17 protein-coding genes are annotated in these 17,051 nt (G+C 55.7%); 4 read left to right on the forward strand and 13 right to left on the reverse strand.

Going from position 1 to position 17,051, the window contains the following annotated elements; all coding sequences use genetic code 11:
* Window positions 1-130: 130 nt before the first annotated feature.
* From trpS to pilM, 12 genes are all read right to left on the reverse strand, one after another.
* Entirely contained in the window at window positions 131-1,135 is a 1,005-nt protein-coding gene (gene trpS / locus AB3N39_RS19240; RefSeq protein WP_045909329.1) for a tryptophan--tRNA ligase, read from the reverse strand.
* Window positions 1,128-1,889 (reverse strand): phosphoglycolate phosphatase, encoded by a 762-nt coding sequence (gene gph / locus AB3N39_RS19245; protein WP_127732478.1) that lies wholly within the window; start codon window positions 1,887-1,889, stop codon window positions 1,128-1,130. Before gph ends, trpS begins: the two co-directional genes overlap by 8 nt.
* Complete coding sequence (gene rpe / locus AB3N39_RS19250) at window positions 1,882-2,559, reverse strand: ribulose-phosphate 3-epimerase (RefSeq protein WP_133295249.1); 678 nt, start codon at window positions 2,557-2,559, stop codon at window positions 1,882-1,884. The genes gph and rpe overlap by 8 nt, the downstream gene beginning before the upstream one ends.
* 41 nt (window positions 2,560-2,600) lie before the next feature.
* Window positions 2,601-3,413 carry an adenine-specific DNA-methyltransferase gene (dam, locus tag AB3N39_RS19255; RefSeq protein ID WP_111963774.1) on the reverse strand — a complete coding sequence of 271 codons (813 nt, stop codon included), beginning with the start codon at window positions 3,411-3,413 and terminating at the stop codon, window positions 2,601-2,603.
* Between the two features lie 67 nt (window positions 3,414-3,480).
* Window positions 3,481-4,797, reverse strand: a complete 1,317-nt coding sequence (damX, locus tag AB3N39_RS19260; protein ID WP_133295250.1) for a cell division protein DamX — start codon at window positions 4,795-4,797, stop codon at window positions 3,481-3,483.
* A 92-nt stretch (window positions 4,798-4,889) separates the two neighbouring features.
* Entirely contained in the window at window positions 4,890-5,978 is a 1,089-nt protein-coding gene (aroB, locus tag AB3N39_RS19265) for a 3-dehydroquinate synthase (RefSeq protein ID WP_133295251.1), read from the reverse strand.
* Between the two features lie 57 nt (window positions 5,979-6,035).
* Window positions 6,036-6,557 (reverse strand): shikimate kinase AroK, encoded by a 522-nt coding sequence (aroK, locus tag AB3N39_RS19270; protein ID WP_003861630.1) that lies wholly within the window; start codon window positions 6,555-6,557, stop codon window positions 6,036-6,038.
* A 286-nt stretch (window positions 6,558-6,843) separates the two neighbouring features.
* On the reverse strand, window positions 6,844-8,082 hold the full coding sequence (gene hofQ, locus AB3N39_RS19275) for a DNA uptake porin HofQ (protein ID WP_133295252.1): 1,239 nt from the start codon (window positions 8,080-8,082) through the stop codon (window positions 6,844-6,846).
* Complete coding sequence (locus tag AB3N39_RS19280; RefSeq protein ID WP_367896956.1) at window positions 7,994-8,398, reverse strand: HofP DNA utilization family protein; 405 nt, start codon at window positions 8,396-8,398, stop codon at window positions 7,994-7,996. Before AB3N39_RS19280 ends, hofQ begins: the two co-directional genes overlap by 89 nt.
* Complete coding sequence (locus AB3N39_RS19285; protein ID WP_111963769.1) at window positions 8,388-8,843, reverse strand: HofO; 456 nt, start codon at window positions 8,841-8,843, stop codon at window positions 8,388-8,390. Before AB3N39_RS19285 ends, AB3N39_RS19280 begins: the two co-directional genes overlap by 11 nt.
* Window positions 8,844-8,846: 3 nt before the next feature.
* Window positions 8,847-9,341 (reverse strand): PilN domain-containing protein, encoded by a 495-nt coding sequence (locus tag AB3N39_RS19290; RefSeq protein WP_143345616.1) that lies wholly within the window; start codon window positions 9,339-9,341, stop codon window positions 8,847-8,849.
* Window positions 9,338-10,114, reverse strand: a complete 777-nt coding sequence (gene pilM, locus AB3N39_RS19295; protein ID WP_133295255.1) for a pilus assembly protein PilM — start codon at window positions 10,112-10,114, stop codon at window positions 9,338-9,340. Before pilM ends, AB3N39_RS19290 begins: the two co-directional genes overlap by 4 nt.
* Window positions 10,115-10,234: 120 nt before the next feature.
* Here pilM and mrcA point away from each other — a divergent pair, with 120 nt between their 5' ends.
* Window positions 10,235-12,787, forward strand: coding sequence for a peptidoglycan glycosyltransferase/peptidoglycan DD-transpeptidase MrcA (mrcA, locus tag AB3N39_RS19300; RefSeq protein WP_111963766.1), 2,553 nt, complete (start codon window positions 10,235-10,237; stop codon window positions 12,785-12,787).
* An 80-nt stretch (window positions 12,788-12,867) separates the two neighbouring features.
* Here mrcA and nudE read toward each other — a convergent pair whose 3' ends face one another.
* Window positions 12,868-13,428 (reverse strand): ADP compounds hydrolase NudE, encoded by a 561-nt coding sequence (gene nudE, locus AB3N39_RS19305; protein ID WP_008503041.1) that lies wholly within the window; start codon window positions 13,426-13,428, stop codon window positions 12,868-12,870.
* A 324-nt stretch (window positions 13,429-13,752) separates the two neighbouring features.
* On the opposite strand from nudE, the gene AB3N39_RS19310 reads away from it, so the two are divergent.
* From AB3N39_RS19310 to hslR, 3 genes are all read left to right on the forward strand, one after another.
* Complete coding sequence (locus tag AB3N39_RS19310; protein ID WP_325814307.1) at window positions 13,753-15,888, forward strand: intracellular growth attenuator family protein; 2,136 nt, start codon at window positions 13,753-13,755, stop codon at window positions 15,886-15,888.
* 66 nt (window positions 15,889-15,954) lie between these two features.
* Window positions 15,955-16,638 carry a GMP/IMP nucleotidase gene (gene yrfG / locus AB3N39_RS19315; protein ID WP_143345619.1) on the forward strand — a complete coding sequence of 228 codons (684 nt, stop codon included), beginning with the start codon at window positions 15,955-15,957 and terminating at the stop codon, window positions 16,636-16,638.
* A complete protein-coding gene (hslR, locus tag AB3N39_RS19320; RefSeq protein ID WP_115876852.1) occupies window positions 16,635-17,036 on the forward strand; it encodes a ribosome-associated heat shock protein Hsp15 in 402 nt (133 codons plus the stop codon). The genes yrfG and hslR overlap by 4 nt, the downstream gene beginning before the upstream one ends.
* Window positions 17,037-17,051: the final 15 nt, after the last annotated feature.

Here is a 17,051-nt window from a genome sequence, read left to right on the forward strand (position 1 = left end):
GTAAAAAAACCGGGATGTCCCGGTTTTTTAGTTTTGGAGAGTGTGTTTTTTGTCGGGTGGCGGCTTTGCCTTACCCGACCTACACGATCCTGTAGGCCGGGTAAGCGTTAGCGACACCCGGCAAGCAGACTCAAGGCTTCGCAACAAACCCAATCGCGTTGTACACCGCTTTCAGGGTTTCGGACGCGCGCGCGCTGGCTTTTTCCGCGCCCTCTTTCATCACTTTCTGCAGGAAAGCTTCGTCGTTACGGTAGCGGTGATAACGCTCCTGCAGCTCAGTAAGCATGCCGGAAACGGCATCTGCCACTTCGCCTTTCAGGTGGCCGTACATCTTGCCTTCGAAGTGTTTTTCCAGCTCAGGGATGCTCTGACCGGTAACACCGGAGAGGATATCCAGCAGGTTGGAGACGCCCGCTTTGTTCTGCACGTCGTAGCGCACTACAGGCGGCTCGTCGGAATCGGTCACCGCGCGCTTGAGTTTTTTCACTACCGATTTCGGATCTTCCAGCAGGCCGATAACGTTATTGCGGTTATCGTCAGACTTGGACATCTTCTTGGTCGGCTCAAGCAGCGACATGACGCGCGCGCCGGACTTCGGAATAAATGGCTCAGGCACTTTAAACACATCGCCATAGATCGCGTTAAAGCGCTGGGCGATATCGCGGCTCAGCTCCAGGTGCTGCTTCTGGTCTTCACCCACCGGCACCTGGTTGGTTTGATACAGCAGGATGTCTGCCGCCATCAGCACCGGATAGTCAAACAGACCGGCGTTGATGTTTTCAGAGTATCGGGCAGATTTATCCTTGAACTGGGTCATGCGGCTCAGCTCGCCGAAATAGGTGTAGCAGTTCAGCGCCCAGCCCAGCTGCGCGTGCTCCGGCACGTGAGACTGAACGAAGATGGTGCTCTTCTCTGGATCAATACCGCAGGCCAGGTACAGCGCCAGGGTGTCCAGCGTGGCTTTGCGCAGCTTCTCAGGATCCTGACGCGCGGTGATCGCATGGAGATCGACGATGCAGTAAATGCAATGGTAGTCATCCTGCATGCTGACCCACTGACGTAACGCACCCATGTAGTTACCAATGGTCAATTCACCTGAAGGCTGTGCGCCACTAAAAACGATGGGCTTAGTCATTATTCAATTCCTGATGTTCACTGTGCGAAAGCCCGAGTGCGGGCAACAAATCTTTGAAGTGGTCGAAAACGACGTCCGGCTCACTCAGCGTGATGGCTTCACCGTAGTTGTAGCCATAGGTTAACCCCACGGAAGGACACCCGGCCGCGCGGGCAGCCAGAATATCATTGCGTGAATCGCCGACAAAGAGCAGCTCCGCAGGCGTTAAGGATAATTTTCCTGCCACCAGCAGCAGCGGTTCCGGATGGGGCTTTTTGTTTTGCACATCGTCGCCGCCCACAATGACGGAGAAATACTTCGCGATATCGAGCGCTTCCAGCAGAGGTGCGACAAAAGGTGTCGGTTTGTTGGTCACCAGTCCCAGCGGAATGCCCTTCGCGGACAGCGCGCTCAGCGTTTCCTGAACGTCCGGGAACAGGAAGCTGCCCTCTTCGACCGTCTCTTCATAGAAACGATCGAACAGTTTGCGCAGAATACGCAGCTGCTCTTCCTGCGGGATATCCGCGTGATCGACGCTCGGTTTACCTTGGGCGGAACGCTGTGACGCACGCTCCTGACGCGCCCACGTCAACGCGCGCTCCATCAGAACATCGGCCCCGTTGCCAATCCACGTGACGACACGCTCTTCACCCGCAACGGGGAGTTCAAGCGCGTACAGCGCCTGGTCTACGGCGCTCGTTAAGCCCGGCGCGCTGTCGACCAGCGTGCCGTCGAGGTCAAATGCGATACCCCGAATTGCCTGCAATTTATCCATGACTTACCTTCGACAGCTCGCGGCGCATTTCATCAATGACTTTTTTGTAATCCGGTTGGTCGAAAATGGCTGAACCGGCAACGAACATATCCGCACCTGCCGCCGCAATTTCACCAATGTTATTCACTTTCACACCGCCGTCCACTTCCAGACGAATATCGTAACCTGACTCATCAATGCGACGGCGTACTTCACGCAGCTTATCCAGCGTGTGGGGGATAAACGACTGACCGCCAAAGCCCGGGTTAACGGACATCAGCAAAATCACGTCCAGTTTATCCATGACATAATCGAGATAGCTCAGCGGCGTGGCCGGGTTAAACACCAGGCCCGCTTTACAACCGTTCTCTTTGATCAGCTGCAGCGTGCGGTCTACGTGTTCAGAGGCTTCCGGATGGAAAGTGATGATGCTGGCACCCGCTGCGGCGAAGTCAGGCACGATGCGATCAACAGGCTTCACCATAAGATGAACGTCGATCGGGGCGGTAATGCCGTAGTTACGTAATGCTTTGAGCACCATTGGGCCAATGGTCAGATTAGGGACGTAGTGGTTGTCCATCACGTCGAAATGGACAACATCTGCACCAGCCGCGAGAGCTTTGGCAGTGTCTTCACCCAGGCGGGCAAAATCGGCCGACAGAATTGAGGGGGCAATCAAAAACTGTTTCATCCGCTTCTCCTTGAAATGTGTTTACCGGCGGGCAAAACGGCTCAGGGGCGATAAAGAGCCAGAAGTTCGTCCACCTTTTTACGCGTGCCGCCGTTGCTGCTAATGCTACGCCGCACCTTAACCTGAAAATGCTTCGCGGCTTTGTACCATTCGCGCGTATCAGGCGTGTCGTGATTCGAAATTAACACCGGAATTCTTTTGCTGACCAGCTTTTCCGCCATCTCAGCCAGACGAGCCTGTTCGGCCGGGCTGAAGCTGTTGGTGTGATAAGCGGTGAAATTCGCCGTTGCAGACAATGGTGCGTAAGGCGGATCACAGTAAACCACCGAGTTTACGCCTGCCAGCTCCATACACTCTTCATAGGAGAGGCAATGAAACTCAGCGTTCTGCGCTTTTTCGGCAAAGTGATACAGCTCGTCCTGCGGGAAATACGGGCGCTTATAGCGACCAAACGGCACGTTAAATTCCCCACGAAGATTATACCGGCACAGGCCGTTGTAACCATGACGGTTGAGATAGAGAAATAGCAGCGCTCTGCGGAACGGATCCTGGCTCTGATTAAACTCCGCGCGGAACTGATAGTAGACGTCAGGGGTGTTGTTCTCTGGCGTAAACAGCTTGCGCGCCTCTGCGACATACTCTTCGGTACGCAGCTTAACGATGTTATAGAGGCTGATAAGATCGTTGTTGATATCCGCCAGGATATAACGAGAAAAATCGGTGTTGAGGAACACCGATCCTGCACCCACGAAAGGCTCGATTAGACACTCGCCTTCAGGCAGGTGCTTTTTAATATCATCGAGCAGGGGGTATTTCCCCCCTGCCCATTTCAGAAAAGCGCGATTTTTTTTCATGCTGACTAACTAATTACACCTTCTCCGGCTGTGGAGAAAGCTCCGACAGCATCCTGCGCTTTAAACATTACTTCAGATCGGCCTGAACCTGATGAATCGGCTTCGCCCAGGGGTTTTTCGCCTGAACATCCGCTGGCAGTGCCGCAACGGCACGTTTCGCTTCATCTTTGGACGAATACACGCCGCTGACCAGCACGTACCACGGTTGACCGTTACGGGTCGTCTGATAAACAACATAGTTTTTCAGATTTGATTTCTTCGCCCAGCTGTTGAGGTTGTCATAGTTAGACGAACTGCTCAGCTGCAGCGTGTAGTTGCTGGATGGCGCAGACTTCAGCGAACCAACGTTACCTGCAGTTTTGCCTGCGGCGCTGCTGGAGGCTGTTGCCGTGGCTGCTGGAGTCGTTGCTGCAGGCGCAGCTGTGGCAGCCGGTGCTGTTGTGGTCGCCGTTGCTTTCGGCGCCGTCTGCGTGACTGGCGCTTTCGCAGGCTCGCTCACCGCCGCCGTTTCAGTATGTTTCGGCTGTGCCGGTACGGCTTTCACTTCAGGCGCTTTGACTACTGACTGAGGTTTGGTTTCACGCTTAGGCTCAATCACCGCCTGCTTACGTTCAGGACGTGTCGCAGTTTGCGTCTGGCGCGGTTTGGTTTCCGTCGCAGCCGTTTGTGGCTGGGCGTTACCACCGCGAATCGGGGCAACGGTTGCAGGTTCAGTTGGCAGCGTAGAGTTAACCACGACGTTATCAACCTGCTGCTGGTTCTGCGGCTGAGTCAGCGCATTGTTCAGGTCTCCCTGAACTTCCACACGCTGCTGACCTTCAGGCGCAGCAGGTGCCTGACCCTGAGCTGGGGTTGAAGAAACGGGCGGCAGAGAAACATCCTGCTGCGCTGTGGTGTTGCCTGCGGTCTGCTCTGCGGAAGTCGCTCCCGGCGCTGGCTGTGCGCCATTCGCCTGATTGGACGCATCGTTACCGGACAGGTTGATGCTCTTCTCAGCGGAAGCCGTTTGCTCGGTTGAGTTCGTTGACGGTGCTTTAAGCGCGGAGCCAATGCCGACAATCAACAGCACAAGCACCAGAACGCCAAGGCCCATCATAATGTACTGGCGGGAAGCCGGTTTCGGCGCAGCGGCTTTTTTACGTTTACGCGGGCGACGCTCTACAGGCTGTTCGTCCATTGAATCTTCTTCGGACTCATAATCCTCTTCTGCTCGCTCTTCGTGCGCGTTGCGGCTGCGCGAAGGGCGACGATCGTCTGCATCCAGATCAACATCGTCAAAGTTGATCTGCGGCTCGTTATCACGTTCTGAAGATTGACGAGAACGACCAGTACGACGATCGCTGGGATCGGGTTTCAGCTCGTCTTCTGGTTTGAATTCATCCATTTAACACCCCACTCAAAGGCTTATGCCAACGACTTTGCATTTCACCTGAAGCTAAACGACCACCTGCGACAGTGGCCTGACCTTTCTAGTTGTTACGCCTGCTGACAATCAGCGATAGCGCCAAGAACGACATCGTGCGGCACTCCGCCGCGCACTTCACTCTTCCCTATTGCAAGCGGGAGTACAAGACGCATCTCACCTGCCAATACTTTTTTATCGCGCATCATGTGGGGTAAATACGCTTGCGCCGACATCTCCTGCGGCCCGGTCACCGGCAAACCTGCACGTTCAAGCAGCGCAATGATACGTGCCGTCTCTTCCGGTTTGAACTGTCCGAGGCGTTCAGAGGTGCGGGCTGCCATGACCATTCCGGCCGCGACGGCTTCACCGTGCAGCCAGTTGCCGTAACCCATTTCGGCTTCAATCGCGTGACCAAACGTATGCCCAAGATTCAGTAAAGCACGTAAGCCCGTTTCACGCTCGTCTGCAGCGACAACTTCTGCTTTCAGCTCACAGCAACGACGAATGCAGTATGCCAGTGTAGCCTCATTCAGGCACAGCAGCGCATCCATATTCTCTTCAAGCCAGCTAAAGAACTCGCCATCCAGAATAATGCCGTATTTGATCACTTCCGCCAGACCCGAAGCCAGTTCGCGCTTCGGCAGGGTTTTCAGACAGTCGAGATCCACCACCACCGATGCAGGCTGGTAGAACGCGCCAATCATGTTTTTGCCGAGCGGATGGTTGACTGCCGTTTTGCCACCCACAGAGGAGTCGACCTGGGACAGCAACGTGGTTGGGATTTGAATAAAACGGACGCCGCGCTGATAGCTTGCGGCCGCAAAGCCGGTCAGATCGCCCACAACACCGCCGCCCAGGGCAAGCAGTGTTGTATCGCGACCGTGCGGTTTTTGCAGCAATGCGGTAAAGACGGTATCCAGTACCGTCAGGCTTTTATACTGCTCGCCATCGGGGAGAATCACACTGTCGACTTTTACGCCCGCCTGCTCAAGCAGATGGCGTACGCGGTCGAGATAAAGCGGAGCCAGCGTCTCATTGGTGACCAGCATCGCCTGATCACCCGCTTTCAGTGGTAAAAAGGAAGCTGGGTCGTTAAACAAACCAGCCGCGATGGTGATAGGGTAACTACGTTCCCCGAGAGTAACTGTAATCCTCTCCATGACGCGACATCCACCTTTAATGCTTTTACCCGCAGGCGAGTGTATATAAAGCCAGAATCAGTTGCTTTCCAGCATATGAATAATCTGGTTTGCAACCACTTTAGCGCTCTGGTCGTCAGTACGAATGGTCACATCGGCAATCTCTTCATACAGCGGATTGCGTTCATCGGCCAATGCTTCCAGAACTTCGCGTGGTGGCGTTTCAACCTGCAGCAGCGGGCGCTTTTTATCGCGCTGCGTACGTGCCAGCTGTTTCTCGATAGTCGTCTCAAGATAGACCACTACGCCACGGGCGGAGAGACGGTTACGGGTTTCGCGAGATTTCACAGAACCGCCGCCTGTTGCCAGAACGATGCCCTGTTTTTCCGTGAGTTCGTTGATCACTTTTTCTTCTCGGTCACGGAAACCTTCTTCGCCTTCTACATCGAAAACCCAGCCCACATCAGCTCCGGTTCGTTTCTCAATCTCTTGATCAGAATCGTAAAATTCCATATTGAGTTGTTGAGCTAACTGACGCCCAATAGTGCTTTTGCCGGCACCCATAGGCCCAACCAGAAAGATATTGCGTTTCTCTGCCATTTTATCGGTACTACTAAGACTATTCGTTAATGGTAATCCCCGCTTCGCAGACACCCAGCGTAGCAGGACATGAACTGAAACCTCATATGCAATAGAGCGAGAGTCAGACTAAAAATTATCTCAATACTCCGGCTTGTTTGGCAACTGATTAAATCACCGCGTCGGGCGCATAAGGTAATAAGACGTAAGTCCAACTCAAATCGGTACTCCTTGTATGCTAATTCATGCCCCACGTCAAACATCTGCAACAAACTGAATGCAAAATCATTGCGGGGATCGTTACCCGTCAGCGAATACCGACCAGACGTGGCGTAATAAACACCACTAACTCGCGCCGTTCATTATCCTTACCATCGTGACGAAAAAGCTGCCCAAGCCAGGGGATTTTCCCGAGCCCGGGCACGCTGTCACTGCCGGTTTTGTTTTTCTGCGAAAAAATTCCGCCCAACGCCAGCGTTTCTCCACTTTTTACCTCCACCTGGGTTTCAATCTCCTGTTTGTCGATCGCCAGCGTTTCGCCGTCAGCCTGCTGCAGAACCTGCCCCGGCATATTTTCACTAATATGCAATTTCAGGCGCACGCGCCCCCCCGGCAATACCACCGGCGTGACCTCCATGCCTAATACCGCCTCCTTAAACTCAACTGAGGTCGCCCCACTTTCACCGCTTGAGACCTGATACGGGATCTCACTCCCCTGCTTGATGCTGGCTGGTTGCATATGCGAGGCCAGAAGCCTCGGGCTGGCGATAATATCGACCTGCTGTTTTTGCTCCAGCGCAGAGAGTTCCAGATCAAGCAGCCGACCATTGATCCGTCCGATGTTAAAACCCACGTGGCTGGTGGCGCTGGCAACGGAAAGATCGCTGCCAAGCGTGGTGAGCTGTCCAACTTTGCCCGCGTCGGTGGCGTCGGCGAGATTCCACTTCACCCCTAGCTCGCGCAGGCTTTTTTCATTAATGGTCACAATGTGCGCCGCCAGCTCGACCTGTTCGACGGGAATATCCATCTGGGCGGCCCAGCGCTGTAGAGTCTCCACCACCGTCTGGTTATCCCGAATCAGCAGCCGGTTGGTACGCGTGTCAACGGATAAACTCCCCTTTGGACTCAGGAGTTTTTCCGCGGCTTTCTGCAGCTCTCCGGCATCGGCATAGGAAAAAGCGATGCTGTGAGACACCAGCGGCGCATCAAGCTGTCTTCGGGCCCGCTCCTGTTCCGAGCGTTCCTGCTGTTCACGCTGCCAGGCCGAGGTATACACATAAAAAATGCCGCCCTCCTCTCGCAAAACGAGGCCAGCGCTGGCGACAACCGTCTGTAATGCCTGTCGCCAGGGGACGCGCTTCAGATTGAGCGAAAGCGTGCCGCCGACATCAGGCGATATCACCAGATTTCTATTCTCCTGGGCAACCAGACTCTGTAGTACCTGGGCTACAGGAACGTCATCCACCACCAGCGTGACCGGTTTTGGCGCGGCGGCCCACAGCGGATGGCTGAACGCCAGCAGCCACAGCATTATCCGTAAATTCATTCTTATCCGTTCCTTCTCGTTGCCACGTCCATTTTCCTAGTTCACATGTGTCACCCACATCAACAACCAGTTCCGTTTCATTGATGGTTGTTATCGTCCAGCCTTCCGGAAAGCGCTCATGCGTTTTCAGCCGATACCAGCGCTTTTGTCCATCCTGTAAAATGCCGATAGCCTGCTGCCCTCCCACCATGCCGCGATAGTGCCACTGCGCCAGCTCGCCAATGGCGCAGGGATCGTCCGGCGGGTGAAAGGGATCGCGCATACCGGTCAGTAGCAGCGCAGAGCAAACCAGCAAACATCGCGTGCTATTTCGCATGTTCTAGCTCCAGCCGCAGGCGCAACGCTGTGCCATGTGGTGTAATCGCGAAAGCGGCGATCTGCACATCCCGCTGTGCCAGCCGGGAAAAAAGCGCCGGGATAGCCTGCCACTCTACCTCCAGCATCAGTTCTCCTCCGTTCTGTAGCGGCTTCCAGTGAACGAGCGTCGCGTCATCGCCCTGAAAATCGAGCGGGGAGAACGGCGTCTTCTCCAGTGCTTCCGTTATTTTCGGACGAAACGGCGTCTTTCTGACGGCAGACCATAACGCTGCATTCGTCCTCACGTCCTGAATCAGCTGGCGTTGTCGTTCGGCACTCTGCCCGTCTACCGGTCTGAGCATGGTGCCCCACGCTGCCAGTCCAGCCAGGAGGCTCGCCAGAAACCAGAAGAGCACCCGATTCCAGGGACGGCTTTCGCACCAGCGTTCTAACAGGGTATCCACGCGTTACCCCTCGCTTTTAAGATGGAGGGTGAACATCCAGCGCCCCTGGCTGTCCTGCCGAAGCTCACCTGTCGTCCCGGGCGTAAAATCCGCTATTAGGCCAAGCGCATCGCGCAGAGCAGACAGGGCCGGCAGGGTTATGGCATACCCGCTCAGCATCAGAGCAGGGGGCTGATAGCGCAAATCCGTCAGCCATACCTGTGCCGGAACGGCGCGGGAAAGGGATTCCAGCACCGGTTGCCATGCCCGTTGTTGCAGGGTCTGCACGGGCATCTGCGCCTGTGCGGTCAGTCTTTGCCGGGCGACAAGCGCGTGCTGCACGGCCTGCATTCCCGTCAGATCCGTTTGCAGCGCGCGCAGCTTCACGAGATGGTTGATCCGCAGACAGAAAATGGTCACGAACAGCAACAGCACTGTGCCGACACACATTGCGCCCCAGAAGCGCAGGCATCGCGAGCGCCGCTGCTGTCGCCACGGCAGAAAGTTCATGATGCTCATGCGGGCACCTCGCTCATGGCCAAAGCCAGCGCAACGGTATAATCAGCGCCGCAGTCCGGTAATGGAGCATGGTAACGTTCCAGGATTTCCCACGGGTCACGTCGGCTATCAAACAGCGCGATGTCATCTGGACCAAGAGCCAGCAGCGCCGCCAGCTCAGCCACGCTTTCTGCTTCGGTAGTTAAGCGGCGTCCCCACTGGTGGCGCATAGCCCAGAGCCACTGCCGATCGTCCCGCCAGGCGATGCATTTCGCTGGTGCCACCGCAGGAAGAAGATTCGCCAGCACGCTGGCATCCGGAGTAATGGTTACCAGCCGCAAACGCAGCGTTTTCGCCAGCGCCAGTAGGGTGTCGACCTCGTTATTTTGCGCGGCAGTCACGTGAAAGGTATTGCTGAAGGTATCCTGCGCGTAATCGAAACAGAGCGTTTCGGCAGACATCTCCAGTTCTCGCGCGAGCGCCGCACCGAGCCATGTGAGCTGCTCGCTGTCGCGCAGCGCAGCGGCCGGAAGGGGAAGCGACCGCTGCAGGGTGCGTGCTGCCGGGAAAGAGAGGAACACGCGGTGGTAGTGGGGCAGCGTTTTTCGCCAGTCGCGTAATGCCTCAACCAGCTGTTCTGGCTGACAAATTTTGCCGTCACGAATGATACCTTCGGCCAGAGGTATCGCCCACCAGCGGCGTAAGCACCAGCCAGACCTCTCCCGGGCCAACGAGACGATTCGCACCCTATCCTGTTGAATATGAACGCCCGTTTGCCATATTTTGAAAGCCATGCTTCACGATCTCCTTATCGCCCGTCACCCTGACGGCTATATCAATGAATCAGGCTTGCCTTTATACTACCGCGCGATTGTTTAGAAACTGCCCAAGTGAAACCAAATGGGAAATCTCCGGTGAAGTTCGTAAAGTATTTATTCATCCTTGCAGTCTGTTGCATTCTGCTGGGAGCAGGCTCGATTTACGGTTTGTACAAATATATTGAGCCACAGCTACCTGATGTCGCCACGCTTCGCGATGTGCGACTCCAGATCCCGATGCAAGTCTATAGCGCCGATGGCGAGCTGATGGCGCAGTATGGCGAGAAGCGTCGTATTCCGCTGACCTTAAACCAAATTCCCCCCGTGATGGTGAAAGCCTTTATCGCCACGGAGGACAGCCGTTTTTACGAGCACCACGGTGTCGATCCGGTGGGAATTTTCCGTGCCGCGAGCATTGCGTTGTTCTCTGGTCACGCCTCTCAGGGGGCGAGCACCATTACGCAGCAGCTGGCGCGTAACTTCTTCCTCAGCCCTGAAAAGACGCTGATACGTAAGATCAAAGAGGTATTCCTTGCGATCCGTATTGAGCAGCTGCTGAGCAAAGACGAAATCCTTGAGCTGTACCTCAACAAAATCTACCTGGGCTACCGCGCCTATGGCGTGGGGGCTGCCGCACAGGTGTACTTCGGCAAGCCTGTTGAGCAACTCACCTTAAGCGAAATGGCCACCATAGCAGGTCTGCCAAAAGCGCCATCCACGTTTAACCCGCTCTACTCGCTCGATCGCGCCACCGCGCGTCGCAACGTCGTCCTGTCACGTATGCTGAGCGAAGGCTACATCAGCCAGAGCGAATACGACCAGGCGCGTAACGATGTCATTGACGCTAACTACCACGCCCCTGAGATCGCCTTTGCATCTCCTTATCTGACCGAAATGGTTCGCCAGGAGATGGTGAATCGCTATGGTGACAAGGCCTATGAAGATGGCTATCGCGTGTACACCACCGTCACCCGCAAAGTCCAACAGGCGGCTCAGGAAGCGGTACGGAACAACGTGATGGACTACGATATGCGTCACGGCTATCGCGGCCCGTCAAACGTGCTCTGGAAAGTGGGCGAAAGCGCGTGGGACAGCAAAAAAATCACCAGTACGCTGAAGGCGCTGCCAACCTATGGTCCGCTCCTGCCTGCCGTGGTGACGCAGGCCGATCCTCAGGAAGCCGTTGCGACGCTCGCGGACGGCACCTCCGTCTCTCTGCGCATGGACGGTGTCCGCTGGGCGCGTCCGTACCGCTCGGATACCCTACAGGGCGCAACGCCGCGTAAAGTGACCGATGCCGTCCAGACAGGGCAGCAAATCTGGGTGCGCAAAGTAGGCGAAGCCTGGTGGCTGGCACAGGTGCCGGACGTCAACTCGGCCCTGGTCTCTATCAATCCACAGAACGGTGCGATCCTGGCCCTGGTCGGCGGGTTTGATTTCAACCAGAGCAAATTTAACCGCGCCACGCAGGCGCTGCGTCAGGTCGGTTCCAATATCAAACCGTTCCTCTACACGGCCGCGATGGATAAGGGACTGACCCTCGCCAGCATCCTCAACGACGTGCCAATCTCCCGCTGGGATGCCGGTGCGGGTTCCGACTGGCAGCCGAAGAACTCCCCTGCGGAGTATGCCGGTCCTATTCGTCTCCGTCAGGGTCTGGGGCAGTCGAAAAACGTGGTGATGGTGCGCGCCATGCGCGCGATGGGCGTCGACTATGCCGCAGAGTATCTGCAGCGCTTCGGTTTCCCGGCACAGAACATCGTTCGCACCGAGTCGCTGGCGTTAGGCTCAGCCTCCTTTACGCCGCTTCAGGTCGCCCGCGGGTACTCGGTGATGGCTAACGGCGGCTTCCTGGTTGACCCGTACTTCATCAGTAAAATCGAGAACGATCAGGGCGGCGTACTGTTCGAAGCGAAGCCGAAAATTGCCTGCCCTGACTGCGATATTCCGGTCATTTACGGCAATACGCCGAAATCCGAGGTGCTTGAGAATAAGGACATGGAAGACCCTGCCGTGTCGCAGGAGCAGCAGAACGGCGTTGTGCCACAGCCGCAGCTCGAGCAGGCGAACCAGGCGCTGGTGGCGCAGACCGGCGCGCAGGAATACGCACCGCATGTGATCAACACGCCGCTGTCGTTCCTGATTAAGAGCGCGCTGAACACCAACATCTTCGGTGAACCGGGCTGGCAGGGTACCGGCTGGCGCGCAGGTCGTGATTTGCAGCGCCATGATATCGGCGGTAAAACGGGGACAACCAACAGCTCGAAAGATGCGTGGTTCTCCGGCTACGGCCCGGGCGTGGTGACATCAGTCTGGATCGGCTTCGACGATCACCGCCGTGATTTAGGTCGTACCACGGCATCCGGCGCGATTAAGGATCAGATTTCCGGCTACGAAGGCGGAGCGAAGAGCGCGCAGCCGGCCTGGGATGCCTACATGAAGTCCGTTCTTGAAGGTGTGCCGGAGCAGCCGTTAACGCCGCCGCCAGGCGTGGTGACGGTCAATATCGACCGCAGCACTGGTCAGCTTGCTAACGGCGGTAATAGTCGCGAAGAGTATTTCATTGAGGGCACCCAGCCAACCACACAGGCGGTGCACGAGGTGGGTACAGAGATTATCGATAACGGCGAAACGCACGAGCTGTTCTAAAAATAAGAATGCCCGGTAAAAACCGGGCAAAGCATCGTAGGCCGGGTAAGGCGAAGTCGCCACCCGGCTTTTTTTATGGCCTACAGTCGCCCCTGCCCCTTCAACCACTCCCGTACCAGGAACAGCGCGCTCACGTTGCGGGCCTCATTAAAGTCAGGGTCTTCCAGCAGATCCATCAGGTGGGCTAACGGCCAGCGAACCTGCGGCAACGGCTCCGGCTCATCCCCTTCCAGCGATTCAGGATAGAGATCTTCAGCCACCACAATATTCATTTTGCTGGAAAAATAGGACGGTGCCATGCTCAGCTTTTTCAGGAATGAAAGCTCATTAGCCCCGAACCCCACCTCTTCTTTCAGCTCGCGGTTTGCCGCTTCAAAGACGGTTTCACCCGGGTCGATAAGCCCTTTCGAGAACCCGAGCTCGTAAGATTCCGTTCCCACAGCGTATTCGCGGATCAAAATCAGATGATCGTCGACAATGGGAACAATCATCACCGCTTCGCGCGAAGAAGGGCGCATACGTTCATAAACGCGACGCACACCGTTGCTGAACTCCAGATCCACACTTTCGACATTAAACAGGCGCGATTTGGCGACAGTTTCAACATTCAGAATGGTGGGTTTTTGTAGTGGTTTGCTCATCTTGATGGGTCTTAGCAGTGAGAACTGGCGTTATTGTGCGATACGCTGCACGGTTTCGGCAATGTCAATTGTTCTTTATTTACATTTATGCAACGTATTTGAGATCAATCCTCAATTCAAAACAAATGTCAAGAGGTTGAAATGTTTCCAGGAATTTGCTGATATCGCGCCATAACAGGCTTTGCTATCATCACCGGTCACTGGGATGCGCTTCAGAATGCTCAAGTTCGACTCCATACTTGCCGATAGCCAACCACAGACTCTCATTCAATGTAAAGGTGCTACTGACTACACCTGTAAGAAGATAAGTAAGATGGGGAAAGCATGAGCACCATTTTGATTGTTCTCGCTGCTATGCTGGCCGGTGCGTTGGTTGCAGGGTGGTTTTACAGGCGCCGCGTACAGCGCCGTTATCGCCTGCCCTTTTTAAATGCATTTGCGGGTGCAAGCACGCGTAAACTTACGCAAGACGAGCGCGATGCGGTTGAAAACTATCTCGAAATCCTGAACCGTACTCAATTAACGCCTGGGCCAACGGGAGCCACCGCTGCGCCCGTCGCGCTAAATCTTAATGCACAAAGTGATACCGTGCTCTGCGTGACGCGCTCCATCACGCGCTATGGCATCACTACTGATGACCCTAACAAATGGCGCTATTACCTTGATTCCGTCGAAGTGCATCTGCCCCCGTCCTGGGAGCAATACATTAACGACGAAAACAGCGTTGAGCTGATTCACACCGACTCGTTGCCCCTGGTTATCTCGCTTAACGGCCATACGCTGAATGAATACCTTCAGGAAGCCCCTCGTTTTGCGCTGGAACGCGCCAGTTCATCGCAGGCCTCCATTCGTGGCGAAGAGACTGAGCAGATTGAACTGCTGAATATTCGCCAGGAAACCCATGAAGAGTACGCTCTGAGCCGCCCGGACGGCATCCGCGAAGCCATTCTGATCGTTGCTGCCTTCCTGCTCTTTTTTATCTGCCTCCTCACGCCGGATGTGTTTGTCCCCTGGCTGGCTGGAGGTGCGGTTCTGCTGCTGGCGGGCGGGCTTTGGGGGCTCTTTGCCCCACCGGCCAGAACCTCGTTGCGCGAAATCCACTGCCTGCGCGGAACGCCAAAGCGCTGGGGCCTCTTCGGTGAAAACGATCAGGAACATCTCAACAATATCTCGCTCGGTATTATCGACCTGATCTACCCGCGCCACTGGCAACCGTGGATCGCGCAGGACCTGGGGCAGAAAACCGATATTGATATCTACCTTGACCGCCACGTTGTGCGTCAGGGGCGCTTCTTATCCCTGCATGATGAAGTGAAAAATTTCCCGCTTCAGCACTGGCTTCGCAGCACGGTCATTGCCGGCGGCGCGGCGCTGGTCTTAGTCATGCTGCTGCTTTTCGTGCCGCTGGATATGCCCATCAAATTCACCCTGTCGTGGATCAAAGGGGCGCAAACCATTGAAGCGACCAGCGTCAACAAACTGGATGAAGCCGGTGTGCGCGTGGGGGACACGCTGCGCCTGAAGGGAACCGGGATGTGTAATATTCACACCCCGGGGGCGTGGAACACGCGCCAGAACTCACCGTTTATGCCGTTCGATTGCTCACAAATTATCTGGAACGATGCACCGCCGCTGCCGCTGCCGGAATCCGAAGTCGTGAATAAAGCCACGGCTCTTACCCAGACGGTTAACCGCCAGCTGCACCCGAAACCGGACGATGATTCACGCGTTAGTCCCGCACTGCGTTCGGCCATTCAAAAATCAGGCATGGTTCTGCTGGATGATTTTGGTGACATCGTTCTGAAAACGCAGGATCTTTGTTCCTCTCAGGATGAGTGCATACGTCTTAAAAATGCCCTGGTAAACCTCGGGAACAGTAAAGACTGGGACTCGCTGGTGAAACGCGCCGAAGCGGGACGACTGGATGGCGTTAACGTGCTGCTGCGGCCGGTTAGCGCTGAATCTCTGGATAACCTGGTCGCTACCTCGACGTCACCGTTCATGATGCGCGAGACCACCCGTGCGGCTCAGGCGCTGAACAGCCCGGCACCGGGCGGCTTTGTAATTGCAAGCGATGAGGGCAGCGACCTGGTCGATCAGCCTTATCCGCAGGTGGCGCTTTATGATTATCCGGCGCAGGAGCAGTGGAGCCAATTCCAGCGCCTGGCGCAGATGCTGATGCAAACGCCGTTCAGCGCAGAAGGGATTGTCACGAGTATTTATACCGACGCCAACGGCACTCGCCATATCGGCCTGCACCGGATGCCGGATAGCGCTGGGCTGTGGCGCTACATCGGCACCTCGCTGCTGATGACCGCGATGCTGATCGCCATTTTCTGGAACGGTTTTATGGCCCTGCGCCGCTACCAGCGCTCGCGCACGCGGCTTGCCGACATCCAGCAATATTACGAAAACTGCCTCAATCCTAAGCTGATCCCCTCGTCTGAGAGCCTGATCTGATAACGTCGTTGCGCGACAAGATGTGCTACCCTGTCGCGCACGTTTCATCTGGCTGGAGTTCCCCTAATGCATCTTGATATCGCCTGGCAGGAGGTTGATACCGTTCTGCTGGATATGGACGGCACGCTGCTCGATCTCGCCTTTGATAACTATTTCTGGCAAACGCTGGTTCCAGAAACCTATGGCGAGCAGCAGGGGATCTCCCCGGCAGAAGCGCAGGCATTCATTCGTTCGCAATATAGCGCCGTGCAACATACGCTAAACTGGTACTGTCTTGACTACTGGAGCGAGCGCCTCGGTCTGGATATTTGTGCCATGACTACCGCCCAGGGCCCGCGCGCCGTTCTGCGCGAAGATACAGTGCCCTTTCTGGATGCGCTGAAAGCAAGCGGCAAGCGCCGTATCTTGCTGACCAACGCGCATCCACATAATCTGGCGGTGAAGCTGGAACATACGGGTCTGGCGTCGCACCTTGATTTATTTCTTTCCACCCACACATTTGGTTATCCGAAAGAGGATCAGCGGTTGTGGCATGCGGTTAAGGAAGAGACGGGTTTGCAGCCGGAACGTACGTTGTTCATTGATGACAGCGAGCCCATTCTGGATTCTGCCGCAAGGTTTGGCATTCGCTACTGTCTGGGCGTCACCAATCCTGACTCTGGCCTGGCTGAAAAAAGCTATCTGCGCCACCCGGGACTGAACGACTATCGCCAGATGATCCCCTCACTGACCGTGAAGGAGACGCCATGAAAGAAAAACCCTCAGACGGGGTAAGACTGGATAAATGGCTGTGGGCAGCGCGTTTTTATAAAACGCGCGCCCTTGCCCGCGAGATGGTTGACGGCGGAAAAGTGCATTACAACGGCCAGCGCAGCAAACCGAGCAAGATGGTTGAGCTGAATGCCACCTTAACGCTGCGTCAGGGCAACGATGAACGTACGGTGGTGGTTAAAGCCATTACCGAACAACGTCGACCCGCAGCGGAAGCCGTAATGCTTTATGAAGAGACGGCGGAGAGCATTGAAAAGCGCGAGAAGACCGCGCTGGCGCGCAAAATGAACGCGCTGACGATGCCTCACCCGGACCGGCGGCCGGACAAAAAAGAGCGCCGCGATCTGATGAAATTTAAACACGGTGAGACTGATTAACCTCACCCGCACGAG

The sequence above is a fragment of the Enterobacter vonholyi genome (assembly GCF_040834095.1).
Lineage (GTDB): Bacteria > Pseudomonadota > Gammaproteobacteria > Enterobacterales > Enterobacteriaceae > Enterobacter > Enterobacter vonholyi.